Annotated in this window: 17 protein-coding genes; 3 read left to right on the top strand and 14 right to left on the bottom strand. The window is 59.2% G+C overall.

Annotated features, from left to right (window positions below; translation table 11 throughout):
* Positions 1-89: 89 nt before the first annotated feature.
* From mdh to GWQ27_RS08450, 5 genes are all read right to left on the bottom strand, one after another.
* On the bottom strand, positions 90-1025 hold the full coding sequence (gene mdh, locus GWQ27_RS08430) for a malate dehydrogenase (protein ID WP_017411604.1): 936 nt from the start codon (positions 1023-1025) through the stop codon (positions 90-92).
* 221 nt (positions 1026-1246) lie between these two features.
* Complete coding sequence (artM, locus tag GWQ27_RS08435; RefSeq protein WP_005313537.1) at positions 1247-1909, bottom strand: arginine ABC transporter permease ArtM; 663 nt, start codon at positions 1907-1909, stop codon at positions 1247-1249.
* Between the two features lie 2 nt (positions 1910-1911).
* A complete protein-coding gene (artQ, locus tag GWQ27_RS08440) occupies positions 1912-2562 on the bottom strand; it encodes an arginine ABC transporter permease ArtQ (RefSeq protein ID WP_017411605.1) in 651 nt (216 codons plus the stop codon).
* Between the two features lie 3 nt (positions 2563-2565).
* On the bottom strand, positions 2566-3303 hold the full coding sequence (locus GWQ27_RS08445) for a transporter substrate-binding domain-containing protein (RefSeq protein ID WP_099991597.1): 738 nt from the start codon (positions 3301-3303) through the stop codon (positions 2566-2568).
* A 25-nt stretch (positions 3304-3328) separates the two neighbouring features.
* Entirely contained in the window at positions 3329-4069 is a 741-nt protein-coding gene (locus GWQ27_RS08450) for an ATP-binding cassette domain-containing protein (RefSeq protein WP_005313549.1), read from the bottom strand.
* Between the two features lie 201 nt (positions 4070-4270).
* Here GWQ27_RS08450 and argR point away from each other — a divergent pair, with 201 nt between their 5' ends.
* Positions 4271-4741, top strand: coding sequence for a transcriptional regulator ArgR (gene argR, locus GWQ27_RS08455; protein ID WP_005308670.1), 471 nt, complete (start codon positions 4271-4273; stop codon positions 4739-4741).
* Positions 4742-4844: 103 nt separating this feature from the next.
* On the opposite strand, the gene GWQ27_RS08460 is transcribed toward argR, so the two are convergent.
* The 5 genes from GWQ27_RS08460 to glnK form a co-directional block, all read right to left on the bottom strand.
* On the bottom strand, positions 4845-5750 hold the full coding sequence (locus GWQ27_RS08460; protein WP_099991596.1) for a Dyp-type peroxidase: 906 nt from the start codon (positions 5748-5750) through the stop codon (positions 4845-4847).
* Between the two features lie 88 nt (positions 5751-5838).
* Entirely contained in the window at positions 5839-6873 is a 1035-nt protein-coding gene (locus GWQ27_RS08465) for an ABC transporter ATP-binding protein (protein ID WP_099991595.1), read from the bottom strand.
* A gap of 73 nt (positions 6874-6946) precedes the next feature.
* Positions 6947-8572: an iron ABC transporter permease gene (locus tag GWQ27_RS08470; RefSeq protein WP_059111744.1), complete on the bottom strand. Its 1626-nt coding sequence runs from the start codon at positions 8570-8572 to the stop codon at positions 6947-6949.
* Positions 8573-8611: 39 nt separating this feature from the next.
* On the bottom strand, positions 8612-9619 hold the full coding sequence (locus GWQ27_RS08475; RefSeq protein ID WP_275907120.1) for a Fe(3+) ABC transporter substrate-binding protein: 1008 nt from the start codon (positions 9617-9619) through the stop codon (positions 8612-8614).
* Positions 9620-9870: 251 nt separating this feature from the next.
* A complete protein-coding gene (glnK, locus tag GWQ27_RS08480; RefSeq protein WP_005313561.1) occupies positions 9871-10209 on the bottom strand; it encodes a P-II family nitrogen regulator in 339 nt (112 codons plus the stop codon).
* Between the two features lie 201 nt (positions 10210-10410).
* On the opposite strand from glnK, the gene arfB reads away from it, so the two are divergent.
* The gene (gene arfB, locus GWQ27_RS08485) at positions 10411-10827 is read left to right on the top strand and encodes an alternative ribosome rescue aminoacyl-tRNA hydrolase ArfB (protein ID WP_005313563.1); all 417 of its coding nucleotides are present in this window, start codon (positions 10411-10413) and stop codon (positions 10825-10827) included.
* A 43-nt stretch (positions 10828-10870) separates the two neighbouring features.
* A complete protein-coding gene (locus GWQ27_RS08490; protein WP_059168758.1) occupies positions 10871-11365 on the top strand; it encodes a methylated-DNA--[protein]-cysteine S-methyltransferase in 495 nt (164 codons plus the stop codon).
* A gap of 319 nt (positions 11366-11684) precedes the next feature.
* Here GWQ27_RS08490 and GWQ27_RS08495 read toward each other — a convergent pair whose 3' ends face one another.
* The 4 genes from GWQ27_RS08495 to GWQ27_RS08510 all read right to left on the bottom strand — a co-directional run bounded on the left by GWQ27_RS08495 (position 11685) and on the right by GWQ27_RS08510 (position 15246).
* Complete coding sequence (locus tag GWQ27_RS08495) at positions 11685-12881, bottom strand: NupC/NupG family nucleoside CNT transporter (RefSeq protein ID WP_059111745.1); 1197 nt, start codon at positions 12879-12881, stop codon at positions 11685-11687.
* Positions 12882-13063: 182 nt separating this feature from the next.
* A complete protein-coding gene (locus GWQ27_RS08500) occupies positions 13064-13999 on the bottom strand; it encodes a LysR family transcriptional regulator (protein ID WP_059111818.1) in 936 nt (311 codons plus the stop codon).
* 82 nt (positions 14000-14081) lie between these two features.
* Entirely contained in the window at positions 14082-14615 is a 534-nt protein-coding gene (locus GWQ27_RS08505; RefSeq protein ID WP_058394924.1) for a glutathione peroxidase, read from the bottom strand.
* Positions 14616-14682: 67 nt separating this feature from the next.
* Positions 14683-15246: an NnrU family protein gene (locus GWQ27_RS08510; protein WP_059168756.1), complete on the bottom strand. Its 564-nt coding sequence runs from the start codon at positions 15244-15246 to the stop codon at positions 14683-14685.
* Positions 15247-15402 lie beyond the last annotated feature (156 nt).

The raw sequence follows: 15402 nt of genomic DNA on the forward strand, positions 1-15402 counted from the left end.
CCAGGCCCATCCCCTTAGCCCGTCACCGTCAGCACCCTGCAGCAATGACAAAGGGGAGCCGAAGCTCCCCTTGTTGTCAGCCATGCGGCTTACTTGACGAACTCGACACCCAGCTGGATATCGGCTTTCAGAGTGGCCAGCATGCCCTCCATCGCCTCTTGCTCGAAGGCACTCAGCTTGCCGTAGTCCAGCACGGTTTCGACGCCGTTCTTGCCCAGCAAGATGGGCTGCGCGAAGAAGGTAGCGTGCTTGCCATCCCCTTCCACATAAGCGCACTCGATGACGTTGGCTTCGCCCTGCAGACCCTTGATGAGGGACAGGCCAAAACGGCAGGCAGCCTGACCCATGGAGAGGGTGGCAGAACCGCCACCGGCCTTGGCTTCAACCACTTCGGTGCCAGCGTTCTGGATGCGCTTGGTCATGGCTGCCACTTCTTCTGCAGAGAAGGAAGCCCCTTCGATCTGGGACAGCAGCGGCAGTATGGTCACGCCACTGTGGCCGCCGATCACGTTGACACGCACCTTGTCGACATTCAGACCCTTGGCGTCGGCCACGAAGGTCTCGGCGCGGATCACATCCAGGGTGGTGACGCCAAACAGGCGACGCTTGTCGTAGACACCGGCTTTTTTCAGCACTTCAGCCGCGATGGCGACCGTGGTGTTGACCGGGTTGGTGATGATGCCGATCAGCGCTTTCGGACAAGAGGCGGCACATTTTTCGACCAGATTCTTGACGATACCGGCGTTGATATTGAACAGATCGGAACGATCCATGCCGGGCTTGCGCGCCACACCGGCGGAGATCAGCACCACATCGGCGCCGACCAGAGCCGGGCTCGGATCTTCACCGCAGAAACCTTTTACTTTCACGTCAGTCGGGATATGGCTCAGATCGACCGCCACACCCGGAGTGACCGGGGCTATGTCATACAGGCTCAGTTCGGAACCAGCAGGAAGGCGATTTTTCAACAGCAGAGCGAGGGCTTGGCCGATGCCACCGGCGGCACCCAGAACGGCAACTTTCATGATCAACTCCATGTTTAAGCGTAGGTTTAAGGTTGTTTCTTGTTGTGGGCCCAACCTTAATGGATCCCCCCATAAAAAACAATCTGATAACAGTTGCAATCACGGGTTCTGTGAGCCAATAAACAGGCGGCGCATAAAAATGGGGGGAAATGCAAAAAATCAGAGGAGAAGCACAGATTTCCCGCATTTATACCTACCACAAAGAGGTAGTTCTACCGAGCTCAGGCCTGGAATGCCAGGGCTCGCCGTTCACACCAGCGAAACCCAATTGTTAACAATCCGTTCATGGTCAGGTAAAGCGCACCGGCCACAGTAAACACAGCCAGGGTGTCATAGGTCTGGGCGTTGAGGCGCTGGGCCAGGCCCATCACATCCATGATGGTGATGGTGCTGGCGAGCGAACTCCCCTTGAGCACCAGGATCACCTCGTTGGAATAGGCGGGCACCAGTCGCCGGGCGGCGTGGCGCACCTTCATCCACAGGGTCTGCCCGGCCGAAAAGCCGAGGGCGCGGCAGGCCTCCACCTCGCCGGACGGAATGGCATCGAGCGCCCCCTTGAACAAGCGGGTTGAATAGGCCGCAGTGTTGAAACCAAGGGCCAGCACGGCGCAGAACCAGGGCTGCTTGAGCAGCGGCCAGAGCGGCCCGGATTTGAGCCACTCGAACTGTCCCGGCCCGTAGTAGATAAGGAAGATCTGGATCAGCAGCGGCGTGCCGGTGAAGATCAGCACCCACAGCTGTACCAGCTGGGTCGCCACCGGAATGCGCTGCTCCAGCACCCATGTCATGGCAGCCGCCATCAGTACACCGAGCAGCAGACTGAGGGCGGTTAATTGCAAGGTGATCGCCAGACCACCCAGCAGGGTCATGAAATAGTCCTGCATGGTCAACCTCCGTAGCGGCGGGTATAGCGGGCAGCCTGCTTGAGGCCGAATTCACTCACCAAGCTGATGGCAAGATAGATGAGGGCCGCGGCGGCATACCAGGTAAAGGGTTCATAGGTGCTGGCCGAGGCCATCTGGGCCTGACGCATCATCTCGTTCACCCCTATGAGGGAGACCAGCGCAGTGTCTTTCAGCAGCACCAGCCACTGGTTGCCGAGGCCCGGCAGGGCATGACGCCAGGCTTGGGGCAACACGATGCGAAAGAAGATGTGCCCCTTGCCAAGACCGAGCGCCAGCGCCGCCAATCGCTGTCCGGCGGGCACCGCATTGAGCGCCGCCCGCAGAGTCTGGGTGGCATAGCTGGCAAACAGCAGAGAGAGTGCGAGCACGCCACAGGCGAACGGGCTGAACTCCACATACTCGCCTGTGATGAGAAACAGCACCTGGGTCGATCCGAAGTAGATGAACAGCACCACCAACAGCTCGGGCAAGCCACGGATCAAGGTGGTCAGTGTAGCCACAGGCCACACCAGCCAAGGCTGTTTACTCAGCTCGGCGGCGCTCAATCCCAGCGCCAATACCATGCCACCGACCAGTGATGCCAAGGCCAGCCCGAGGGTCATCCAGGCTGCATCCAACAACAGGCTCAACATGGCTTACTGCGCGAAGTATTTGTCGAAGATTTTCTGATAGGTGCCGTTGGCCTTGATCTCGGCCAGCCCCTTGTTCAGCTGGGTCAGCAGCTCCAGGTTGCCCTTGGCCACTGCGATGCCAAAGCCGGTACCGAAGTACTTGGTATCGGTCACAGGCGCACCGATCACGACGTACTCCTTGTGCTGCTTGAGCCAGTCGGCCGCCACGGCAGTATCGGCAAAGACACCATCGGTACGGCCATTCATCATGTCGAGGAAGGCACTCTGGTAGCTGGCATAGGGCACGGTCAGCAAGCCTTTGCTGATCCAGTTATCCACCAGATAGGACTGATGGGAGGAACCATTCTGCACGCCGACCGTCTTGTCGACCAAGTCTTCCGGTCCCTTGAAGGTCCCTTTCTTGGCCACGAACACGGCTGAGTTCTCGTAATAGATGTCGGAGAAGTCGACCTGGGCTGCCCGCTCCGGGGTCACATCCATGGCTGCGATGGCAGCGTCATAGCGACGGAATTTGAGGCTGGGGATCAGGCTGTCGAAGGCCTGGTTGTGGAAGCTGCACTCCAGCTTGACCTGGGTACAGATGGCACGGGCCAGGTCGATGTCAAAGCCCTGAAACTCGTTTTTGTCGTCCAGGTATTCGAACGGTGCATAAGTCGCCTCGGTGGCGAACTTGATCTCTTTGGCCAGCACAGAGGTGCTCAGCAAACCCATGGCAGCAACCAGCAACAGACTCTTTTTCATGACAGCTTCCTTATCGATTTGAATATCAATGCATCAAGAATTCGGCAAACCGGCTGGTTTGCGGGGATTGGAAAATAGCGGCGGTACCGGACTCGATGATCCGCCCCTTTTCCAGATAAATCACCTGACTGGCCACCTTGCGGGCAAACTCCACCTCGTGGGTCACCACCACTTGGGTAATACCAGTCTGGCCCAGATTGCGGATGATCTCGGCCACCTCTTTGGTGATCTCGGGATCGAGTGCAGCCGTCGGCTCGTCAAACAGCAGCACTTGCGGATCCATCATCAGGGTACGGGCAATGGCCACCCGTTGCTGTTGACCACCCGAGAGGCGGGCAGGCCAGGCATCACGCTTGTCGGCCAGTTGCAACTGGGTCAACAGGTAGGCGCCCTTCTCGATGGCCGCGGCCTTGCTCATGCCGAGCAACTTGACGGGTGCCTCTATGAGATTCTCCATCACGGTCAGATGTGGCCAGAGATTGTACTGCTGGAACACCATGCCCACCTTGCGACGCAGTGCCTGTGCCTGACGGTTGAATTCGGCAGCAGACAGGCCGGACGGGAAAGAAAATTCACTTTCACCGATGCGCAATACGCCGGCATCCGGCGTGTCCAGCAAGTTCATCATGCGTAGCAGCGAGCTCTTGCCAGCACCGCTCGGGCCCAGCAGCACCAAGGTTTCACCGGGCTCAGTCCGAAAGCTGACATCTTGCAGTACCGGCACCTTGTGCCAGGATTTTGCGATACCGATTAGTTCAATACCCATACAGCCCAATTGAATAAGTTTTCAAAATTTCGTCCCGATTTTAGCCCCAACATGGGGGGATGCAAGCTAATTTTGAATCAATATGCAGAACAACCGCCGCTTCCTTGCAAAAATAGGCACATGAATGCAAAATGGGCACGCTGTTCATATCTGCCGCCTGAGCGTGACAGGCAGCCACACCTCCTCATTCGTGAGTCCAAGATGAAACACAACGACAAGCAAGAAAAACTGGCCAAGGCCTTTAAAGCCTTGCTGAAAGAAGAACGATTTGGCTCCCAGGCAGAGATAGTGACTGCCCTGCAAGAGATGGGCTTCGAAAACATCAACCAGTCCAAGGTATCGCGCATGCTGAGCCGCTTCGGCGCCGTTCGCACCCGCAATGCCAAGATGGAGATGGTTTACTGCCTGCCGGTGGAACTGGGTGTACCCACTACTTCCAGCCCGCTCAAGAACCTGGTACTCGACGTCGACCACAACGGCGCTCTGGTCGTGATCCACACCAGCCCGGGTGCAGCCCAGCTGATCGCCCGCCTGCTCGACTCACTCGGCAAGGCAGAAGGGATCCTTGGCACCATCGCCGGTGATGACACCATCTTCATCACTCCGACCAGCGACACCGATATCGAAGAGCTCTATCTCTCCGCCCTCGAGCTGTTCGAACAGACCCCTTAATGTCAGCCAATGCGCAGGGCACCGCCTCTTGGCGGTACCGCCAGAACGCAAAATCCCGGCCAAGGCCGGGATTTTTGTTTTCTGCGCACCGGTAAATGCTGACTTATTGACCCTGTGCCACCAGAAAATCTTCCGAGGGGGCAAAGAAGGCCGCACCAGTCACTGCCGTGGTGAAGCGCAGCAGGTGATCGAAATGGCCGCCCTCCCCCTTGTACATGCTGGCCATCATGGCATTGAAGTGCAACGGAGTGCGGCAGCAGGAGATGAAATAGAGTCCCTGCTCCGTCATGGTTCCCCAGGGCATGCTCTGACGCAGTATCTCCATGGATTCACCTTTGGGCGTCTTGAGGTTGACCCGCTTGATATGGGAGGTCAGCGGCTTGTCGGCCGACTCGTATTCGATATTGTCGCGCTTGGTGCGGCCAATGATATCTTCCTGCTCCTTCAGGGCGAGCTTCTCCCAGTCGCTCATGGCATGTACCCAGCGCTGCACATGGACATAGGAGCCACCGGCAAACTCGCCACCCTCAAGCAAGGCCACCTCAGCGCGGTGTTCATCTTGCGGGTTCTCGGTGCCGTCGACGAAGCCGGTCAGGTCCCGGCAATCCAGATTGCGGAAACCACGTACCTCTTCCACCAGCGCCACCAGTCCCGCCAGCAGCGCCATCACCCTTTGACCGGCGTGATGCAAAACATCGACCCGATCGGCACGCAATTGCACGAAGAGGTCGAACGGCGTATTTGGCGCCTGCTGACCGTTGGCTGATTGCGTCATAAAGCCGCGAAACTGGGGCGGACGGGCCACAGGGTAGAGGTCATCCCAGGCATCGGCGCCGACGGCGACCAGGCCGGTGAAACCGGCATCGGGGAAATCGGCGGCAACCGCTTCCCACAGGGCAGGCAAGCTGGCCAGACGGGCAACCAGTGCGGTCGCCTCTCCTGTGCGATTGAACATCAGATAGAGGGCGTGCAGATTCGGCTCTGCGCAGATCCCGGCTTGGGCTTTCATTTGTCTCTCCCCTGTATAGGCATTAGCGTGGCGAGATTATAAACCAGAGTGAATTCAATTCATTGATTTCATAACGATATCAAGTTGTTCACTGCACTGGTTCAAACAACACCAACCCATGGGGAGCGACCTTGACCCGAGCGCGATCCCCGCCGAGTGGCTCACCTATGCTCGCCTCCAGTCGCTGATCGCCACACTCGAACAACACCCGACAGTGATGACCGAGAAACTGCTGCTCCAGCACAGTCAGTTCGCCGTCCACGACGGCCTCCAGCAACAGTTGCTGGGGTCTGAGCATCAGTTGCAGCAGCTCGCCTAGGTTGCGACCATGAGGCTCGCTGCCACAGATAACCCCGAGCGCCGTCTGCACGCAGTGACTGTCCACCACCTCGGCGGCCAGATAGTTCACCCCGCCCAAAAACTCGGCAACGAAGCGGTTCTGCGGGCGGCGATAAAGCTGCTCCGGCTGTCCCACCTGCTCGATATGGCCCGCCCGAAACAGGGCCAGCCGGTCGGCGAAGGCAAACGCCTCCTCCTTGCTGTGGCTGACGAAGATGGCGCCGATCCCCTGCTGCTTGAGCAGGGTGCGGATCTCGAGGATCAGCTTCATCCGCACCTGGGTATCGATGTTCGAGAAGGGCTCATCCAGCAGCATCAACTTCGGCTTGCACACCAGAGCGCGAGCGATGGCAACCCTTTGCTGCTGCCCGCCAGAGAGTTGATGGGGATAGCGATCTCCCAGCCCCTGCAGCTTGACCAGCGTCAGCGCCTCCTCCACCTGCTGCTGACGGGCGGAGCGGTCAAGGCGAGTCAGCCCGAAACCGACGTTGTCGGCCACGGTCAGATGGGGGAAGAGGGCGTAATCCTGGAAGATCATACCTATGTTGCGCGCCTCGGGTGGCACGCTGGCGCCCGGCCCATCCAGCAGGGTAGCACCGAGGCGGATCTCTCCTTCGGCCAGCGGCAACAGGCCTGCAATGGCCTTGAGCAGCGTGGTTTTACCGCAGCCACTTGCCCCCAGCAGACAGACAATCTCGTTGTCGGCCACCGACAGAGACAACTGCTCCAGCACATTGCGACCGTTATAACGGCAACTGACGTTCTCAACCTGCAAGCAAGACACGGCTGACTTCCTCATATTCTTTTGATTCAGGCCGACCTGCGCCGGACAACAATTCAGGGAGTGATTTGCAGACTCAGTGCCCCTGGCTATCCAGGCTGCGGTTGACCCAGATGAGCGGCAACAGTCCTACCAGCACGATAACGATGGCCCCCAGGGCGCCGCGTTCCAGCATCTCGTCCGAGACAAATTGATAGACGTGGGTCGCCAGGGTATCGAAATTGAACGGCCGCAGCAGCAGGGCGGCGGGCAGCTCCTTCATGGATTCGATGAATACCAGCATGGCACCGGCAAACAGACCCCGTCGCACCAGCGGCAGATGAACCCGCCGCAGCATACCGCCATCTCCCTGTCCCAGGGAACGGGCCGCCATGTCGAGGCTGGGGGAGATCTTGCCCATGCTGCTCTCCACAGAACCGATGGCAATGGCCACGAAGCGTACCAGATAGCCAAATACGATGGCAGTGAGGGTACCGGTCAGCAGCAAGCCAGGCCCCTGCCCCCCAAGCCACTCGGCCAGATCATTGATACCAAAATCGAGGGCTGTCAGCGGCACCAGCACGCCGATGGCAAGCACGGTACCCGGCATGGCGTATCCCATGGCGGCGATGCGCAGAGGCAGCAGGCTCTTGACCCCGCCATCGAGGCGGCGGAAGAAACCGAGCAGCAGGGCGATACCCATGGCCAGCAGGGCTGTCAGCGCCGAGATGAGCAGACTGTTGCCGGCGAAGCGGACAAACTCCGGCGTCCAGGAGAGTTCGAAATAGCGCACGCCGTAATCGAGCAGGATGACAAATGGCAGGCCGAAACCCGCCAGCACCAGTCCCCAGCACCAGAGTCCGGCCAGCCAACGGCTGACTCCCTTGAGTGGATAACGCAGCGGCTGCTCATGACCCATGGATTTCTGAAACACCTGCTGACGCTGGCGGGAGCGGCGCTCCAGCGCGATGAGCAGCACCACGGCCAGCAGCATCATGCAGGAGAGCTTGGCAGCGGTGGCCAGGCTGCCATAGCCGAGCCAGGTATCATAAACCGCAGTGGTCAGGGTGTTGATGGCGAAGAAGTGGACAGTGGCAAAGTCGGCCAGGGTCTCCATCGCCACCAGGGAAACCGCCACCATGATGGCGGGGCGTGCCAGTGGCAAACTGAGGCGGCGAAAGCTCTGCCAGGGGGTGCATCCCAGCAAGCGGCTGGAGTGGATCAGGCTGACCGACTGCTCCAAGAACGAGGCGCGGGCCAGCAGATAGACGTAGGGAAAGAGCACCAGCGCCAGTACCCAGGCGGCGCCGCCCAGGGATCGAATGGCCGGGAACCAGTAATCCGCCGGTCTGCTCCACTCAAACAGGGTGCGCAGCCCCGCCTGCAGCGGCCCCGAGTAGTCAAGCAGGTCGGTGTAGACGTAGGCAACGATGTAGGAGGGCATGGCCATGGGCAGCATCAGCGCCCACTGCAGGGCTCGGCGCCCCGGTACCTGACACATGGCTACCAGCCAGGCGGTAGGTACGCCGAACAACAGGCTGAGCAGCACCACACCCACTACCAGTCCCAGCGTATTGGCAAGGTAGTCGAACAGCACAGTATCGGCGAGGTGACGAAACAGGTCTCCGTCTGCCGAGAAGGCTGAGAAGATCAGGGCGAGTACCGGCAAACCCAGCAGCAGGGCGGTGGCCCAGCTGCTGACAATCCATCCACAATTTTTCATGAGACCACAGAAGTGGATGGGGCCCTTGGCCCCATCTGATTACAAGTCGAATTTTACTTCATCCAGCAACTGCAAGGCATCCTTGCGGTGCTTGGCGTACTCGCTGACCGGCATGGGATCAGACTTGAAACTGCCCCAGGACTTGACCATGGCGGAAGGCTCGACCCCGACCTTGACCGGGTACTCGGCATTCACGTCCGCATACATGTGCTGGGCAGTATCGCCAGCCAGGAACTCCATCAGCTTCTGGGCGGCTTCCTTGTTCTTGGCATGCTTGGTCATGGCCACGCCGCTCACGTTGACGTGGGCGCCACGGTCAGCCTGGTTCGGGAAGTTGATGTAGACAGCATCAGCCCAGGACTTCTGAGCCGGATCTTTCAACATGGCACCCAGGTAGTAGCTGTTGCCGAGGGACAGATCGCAGATGCCATCCTTGATCGCCTTGACCTGATCCCTGTCGTTGCCTTGCGGCTTGCGCGCCAGGTTGGCCTTGACCCCTTCCAGCCAGGTTTTTGCATCCGCCATGCCGTGATGGGCGATCATGGAGGAGACCAGCGCCACATTGTACTCATGCTTGCCGCTACGGGTACAAATTTTCCCTTTGAATTCAGGCTTTACCAGATCTTCGTAGCTGATGGTGTCGAGTTTGCCGAGGCGTTCCTTGCTCGAATAGATGGCACGCACTCGGGTGGTCAGGGCAAACCAGCGATTCTCCGGGTCACGATAGATGGAAGGGATATTCTCCTGCAGTATCTTGCTGTCCACCGGCTGCACCAGCCCCTTGTCCACCAGATCGGTCAGACGGCTGATGTCCACGGTCAGCATGAGATCGGCCGGGGAAAGCTTGCCTTCCCGCTCCAGACGCTCGTTCAGCCCCTCTTTGGCGAACACCACGTTGACCTTGATACCCGATTCCTTCTCGAACTGCTGGATGATGGGCTTGATCAGTTCATCCTGACGGTTGGAGTAGACATTCACCTCTCCTGCCGCAAACGCAGCCTGAGCAGCCAGGGTAGAAAAAGCCAGTGCCAGCATCTTCATTTTCATCATCCATTCCTTGAGTTGCTATATCGAGTGATAACCATTGCTGTTTGTATTTTGCATTGGCCTCGCCAACCGGATCAAGAAAACATCGAGTGCGGGATCACATATTTAAACACCGTTCAAACAAAAGGGCCGGATAGAATCCTATCCAGCCCCACCATGGAGTCAATCAGCGACTACCTGTCGGCAACCCGCCCGGTCTGGCAATCCGAAACAGGGTTACCCATGCTCAAGCCGCCAGGACACCCGAGCGATCAGAGCGCCTCGTCATCGCTCTCACCGGTACGAATACGCACCGCCTGCAACAAATCGTAGACAAAAATCTTGCCATCGCCGATCTTGCCGGTGTAGGCCGCCTTGCAGATCGCCTCTATGACCCCTTCGACGTTGTCATCGGCCGTCGCAATTTCCAGCTTCACTTTGGGTAAGAAGTCGACCTGGTACTCGGCTCCCCGGTATAATTCGGTGTGCCCTTTCTGGCGGCCAAACCCCTTGACCTCGGACACTGTCAGTCCTTCGACTCCCAGGCTGGCGACGGCTTCACGCACATCGTCCAACTTGAAGGGTTTGATAATCGCAGTAATCAGCTTCATCTGGTTGCTCCCAATCCATGGTATGTGATGAATTGGGTATCAATTCTTGTGCCAAGTCTTTTTATTGTTTAATTTCAAAAAGATAGCCTTTATGCCCTGGATGAATCCCCCCCGGCATCACCAAGGGAGCACATCTCGCCCCATAATGAGGCACCAAGCTGAACCAGCCTCTCCCTATGCACCAAACAAGAGCACAGCAGTATGCTAGTCATCTCCAACAGCGTCACCCTCCCCTGGCATGAGCTGCAGTTTCAGGCTATGCGGGCCCAGGGGGCCGGCGGCCAGCACGTCAACAAGACTGACTCCGCCGTCTGGTTGCGCTTTGATTACCGCAGCTCTCCCAGTCTGCCCCCGCTCTACAAAGAGGGGCTCGACAAGCTGAGCGACAGCCGGGTACACGATGGTTTTATTCAGATCCGGGTCGAGACCCATCGCAGCCAGGACATGAACCGAAAAGAGGCCATGAGCCGTCTGGTGGAGCTGCTCAAGAAAGCCGCCTGGCGCCCCAAGGCCCGTCATGCCACCAAGCCGACCCGCAGCTCCCAGCGCAAGCGGATCGACGCCAAGAAGCGCAAGGGCGACATCAAGTCGGCCCGCGGCAAACCCGTGCTGGAGTGATGCTGCCAGCCTTACGACTTGCCCACGCCAAGGATGAGAGAAGATGAGATACAGTTTTTGCGACAGCGCCCACGGCCCCCTGCTCATCGCCATCGATCGGGATGGCCTGCGCCACGTGGAGTTCATGCAGGGCGAGCGCCCCATAATGCCAACCCAGCAGTGGCGTCAGGATGATCTGGCTCTGGCCCCTTACGTCGAGCAGTTTGCCGCCTATTTCGCCGGCCGTCTGCAACGCTTCGATCTGCCGCTCGCCGCCAAGGGAACTCCCTTCCAGCAGTCCGTGTGGCGCGCTCTGTGCGACATTCCCTACGGCAAGACCGTCAGCTATCTCGAAATAGCCCAGTCCATCGGCAACCACAAGGCGGTGCGAGCCGTGGGTGCGGCCAATGGCCGCAATCCTCTCAGCATCATAGTGCCCTGTCACAGGGTGATAGGGCGCAGCGGCGAGCTGACCGGTTATGCCGGCGGCATCCCCATCAAGCGCTGGTTGCTGGCGCTGGAACAACAGAACGCCAGTTCGTTCGAGTTGACTCCTTGATAGTGGCGACATCCCTGTAAAACACTCACTTCAGCCATTGGCACAGCAGAGATCCGGCTTGTTCGAGTGGCGCTGTTTTGCGTTTATAAACATGAACATAGTATGAAGAATCGCCTCAGAAGGGCTTCAGACAGGGTCAGGCATCATGGCTTCACACTTGGATGGCATGGCTCATCCCTCATTCAAGTGGCACCCATGTGACGCTTCCAATCTGTCTTTTTCCCCGCGCCTCCTCTGAGGCGCTTTTTTTGTCTGAAAAACAACCACAAAAAGCCCGCCGAAGCGGGCTCTGACCGGAAGGTGCCAGCTTCGAGGTCAATCAGAGGGCGAGGAACAGCCCCGCCAGCGAGGCGCTCATCAGGTTCGCCAGCACACCCGCCAGTATGGCGCGCATGCCGTAACGGGCGATGAAGGATTTACGCTCCGGCACCATGGCGCCCAGGCCACCGATGAGGATCGCCATGGAGGAGATGTTGGCGAAACCGCACAGGGCGAAGGTGACGATGGCCTTGCTCGATTCGTTCAGGGTCTGATCCTGCACCAGGGCGATGAAAGCAACGAATTCGTTGATGACTATCTTGGTCCCGATCAGGGCGCCAGCCGCCTGGGCCTGATCCCAGGGCACACCGATCAGCCAGGAGACGGGGGCGAACAGCCATCCCAGTATGATCTGGAAGCTCAGCTCCAGTCCCACCAGATCACCGGCCCAGCCTAGCAGGCCGTTGAGCATGGCGATCACCCCGACAAAAGCCAGCAGAGTCGCGCCGACCGCGACCGCTATGTTGAGGCCTGCCATGGCGCCATCGGCCGCCGCTTCGATCACATTGGTCGCACGGGGGATCTCCACGTCCTGACAGTGGTCAACGTCTTCGGCCGCAGGCGGCACCAGGATCTTGGCCATGGCCAGACCGGCAGGCGCCGACATGAAGGCCGCCGCTATCAGGTACTTGAGCTCAACCCCGATACTGGCGTAGCCCACCAGGGTGCCGCCAGCCACGGAGGCGAGACCGCAGCTCATCACGGCGAAGAACTGGGAGTCGGACATCTTGGAGAGGTAGGGCTTGACCACCAGCGGCGCTTCCACCATGCCGACGAAGATGTTGGCGGTGGCGGAGAGGCTCTCGGCACGGCCGGTACCCAGCAGCTTCTGCAGACCGCCGCCGAGCAGGGCGATGACCCGCGGCATCAGGCCTATGTGATAGAGGATCGCGATCACCGCAGAGAAGAAGATTATGACCGGCAGCACGTTGAACGCAAAGATGAAGCCCAGCTTGAACTTGGCCAGATCCCCGAACAGAAAGGCGATCCCCTCCTGACCGTAACCGATCACGCTGCTGACGCTCTCGCTGACCCCATTCAGCACGTGCTGACCGGCAGGCAGCCAGAGCACCAGACCGGCAAAGAGGACTTGCAGGCAGAGGGCGAGACCCACTGTTCTCAACGGGATACGACGACGATTATCAGAGCAGAGTACGGCCAGGGCCAGGATACTCAGTATGCCGAGCAGGGCAATCATAGGGACTCCATCAGGTGAGGCAAAAGATGGGCGCGGATTCTGCTCTCCCCGCCCCACTACTGCAAGCCCGCCTGGTTACAGCCCTGTTAGCAAAAACGTTTGCACGATATCGGTTGCGCCAACCCGCTGATTTGGTTCAATTTTGGTATCATGCGAAAGCCAGTGTTCTTATATGGAAACGATTATTCCTCTGTGCCGGACAATTTGCCGCCAAGCCAGGGGGCAAGTCGCTGCTCCCAATAGGGATTGGGGCCGAAGCTCTCCTTGAGGAAATCGATGAAGAGACGGATCTTGGGATCCAGATGTTCGCGCCTGGCGTAGACGGCGTGCACCGCCATCTTCTGGTTCGGCCGCCACTGGGGCAGCAGGGGGATCAGCTGACCGGACTGCAACTCCTTGTCCAGCAAGTAGTTGGCGACATAGGCGATGCCGAGCCCGGCCAGGGCGGCATCGCGCACCGCCTCCGCCAGATCCACCCGGTAGTTGCCGGCCACCTGCACCGTCTGGCGTTCCTTGCCCTGGCGAAACGACCACTCGTGGTAGCGCCGCTCCCGGCTCTGGTAGGTGATGCAGTTGTGCTGGGCCAGATCTTTCGGGTGCAAGGGTGTGCCGTGGCTCAGCAGATAGTCCGGCGAGGCCACCAGCACGAAGTGGATATCCGCCAGCCGCTGCCCCACCAGCGCTTCGGGCTTGTCTTCATAGGTGGTGATCCAGAGATCCAGCCCCTCATCCACCAGGTTGGTTCTGTGATCGAACAGGGAGACTTCCAGCTCCAGCTCGGGGTAGCGATCCTGAAACGCCTTGAGGCGCGGGATCACGTGCAGCCGGCCAAACGACTGGCCCACCCCAAGATGAAGCACGCCACTCACCTTGCCACGGCGCTCCGCCACCATGGAGTCCGCCTCCAGCGCCACCGCCACCAAAGCGCGGCAGTGACGGGCATACTCCTGACCGAGTTCGGTCAGGGAGAAGCGGCGAGTGGTGCGCTGCACCAGCTGGGCACCGAGTTCGGCCTCAAGCTGGGCCAGCTGTTTGCTGATGTGGGATTTGGAGACGCCGAGCCGCCGTGCGGCCGCCGAGATGCCCTGTTCACGGACCAGGGCATCGAAGATCACCATTTGGGGCAGACGTTGCAGCACAGAGTTACCAGACAGGAAAGCGGGCCTCCATTATTCCAGAGCGGCCCGCAGCGCGGTAGACCTAAAGTCCGAGCGCCCGTTTGACCTCTTTTTGCAGAGGATCGTCGGCCGGATTCTGGTTCGCACCATAGCTTGCGATCAGCTTGCCATCGCGACCTATCAGGTACTTGTGAAAGTTCCAGCCCGGCGCCTCGCCCGCGGCCGCGGCCAACCCCTTGTAGAGCGGGCTCGCATCGTCACCGCGTACCGCCAGCCGGTTGAACATGGGGAAGGTCACCCCGTAGTCACGGCGGCAAACAGCGGCGGTTTTGTCCTCATCCCCCGACTCCTGCCAGAAGTCGTTGGACGGAAAACCCAGCACTATCAGCCCCTTGTCCTTGTAGGTCTGATAAAGCGTCTCCAGATCCCCAAACTGGCCGCGATAACCGCAATAAGACGCAGTGTTTACCACCAGCACCACCTTGCCTTCGGTCAACTGGCAGAGGTTGTGGCGCTGGGTGCTGTTGAGCTCCCGTTGCTCCACATTGAAATAATCAGGGCAGGCGGCAGAGGCCGTCCCGACACCAAGCAGCAATAACAAAGTGAACCATTTCATCGGGCAACTCCTTTTAAACAGATGAGCGTCATACGCACAGGTGGCGCAGTCGGTTCATCCCCATCATTTAGCGCAAGGGTATGCCGGTCAGCCAGCCATGACCCCAGAAGATCAAGATAGCCGTGACCGCAAGTCCAGCTCCCACGCTGATACCAGTACCAACCCAGTTTGCTGCGGGACGGGGATGACGCTGCCAGTCCCGCACCGAAATCCAGATGATGCTGACCAGGGCCCACAGACCGATACCGCCGAACAACACCAGGGAGCGGGCCTCGCTGTTGACCGCAAGATGGGCGCCAGCCCAGAGCAGGGTACCAAGCAGCTGGGGATGAACCAGCCAGCGCCGGAAGTGGTTGGGCCCCTGGCCCGAGAAGAAAAGAATGAGCGCGACTGGCATCACGCCCATCACCAGAGCCGGGCCCCAGGCGGGCGGAAAATAGAGCGGCATGGGGCTGGACGAACGCCAGCCAGCCAGAATCAAGCCGAAAGCGACGAACACCAGCAGCGAGAAGAGTCCCTTGTAACGGTTCTCCCCCAACCGGTCGCGCAGGCGGGTTCTATGGGCCGCAGCGAAGCAGGGATAGAGATGGATAAGGGTAAACAGCAGTACCCCCAGGGTCAGCAAGATCATGGGTGGCTCCTTGTACTATGGGGGATCACTATGCCGCAAAGTGGTCGGCCAAAATATAGAAACCGTAGAAAAGCGATGGAGATACAGCAAGATAATGAAAAAAGCCGATCGGGAGATCGCCAAGGTATTGCGGTCAGATCTGCCACAAAGACAGGT

This window comes from Aeromonas sp. 5HA1 (genome assembly GCF_029237245.1).
GTDB classification, from domain to species: Bacteria; Pseudomonadota; Gammaproteobacteria; order Enterobacterales; family Aeromonadaceae; genus Aeromonas; species Aeromonas salmonicida.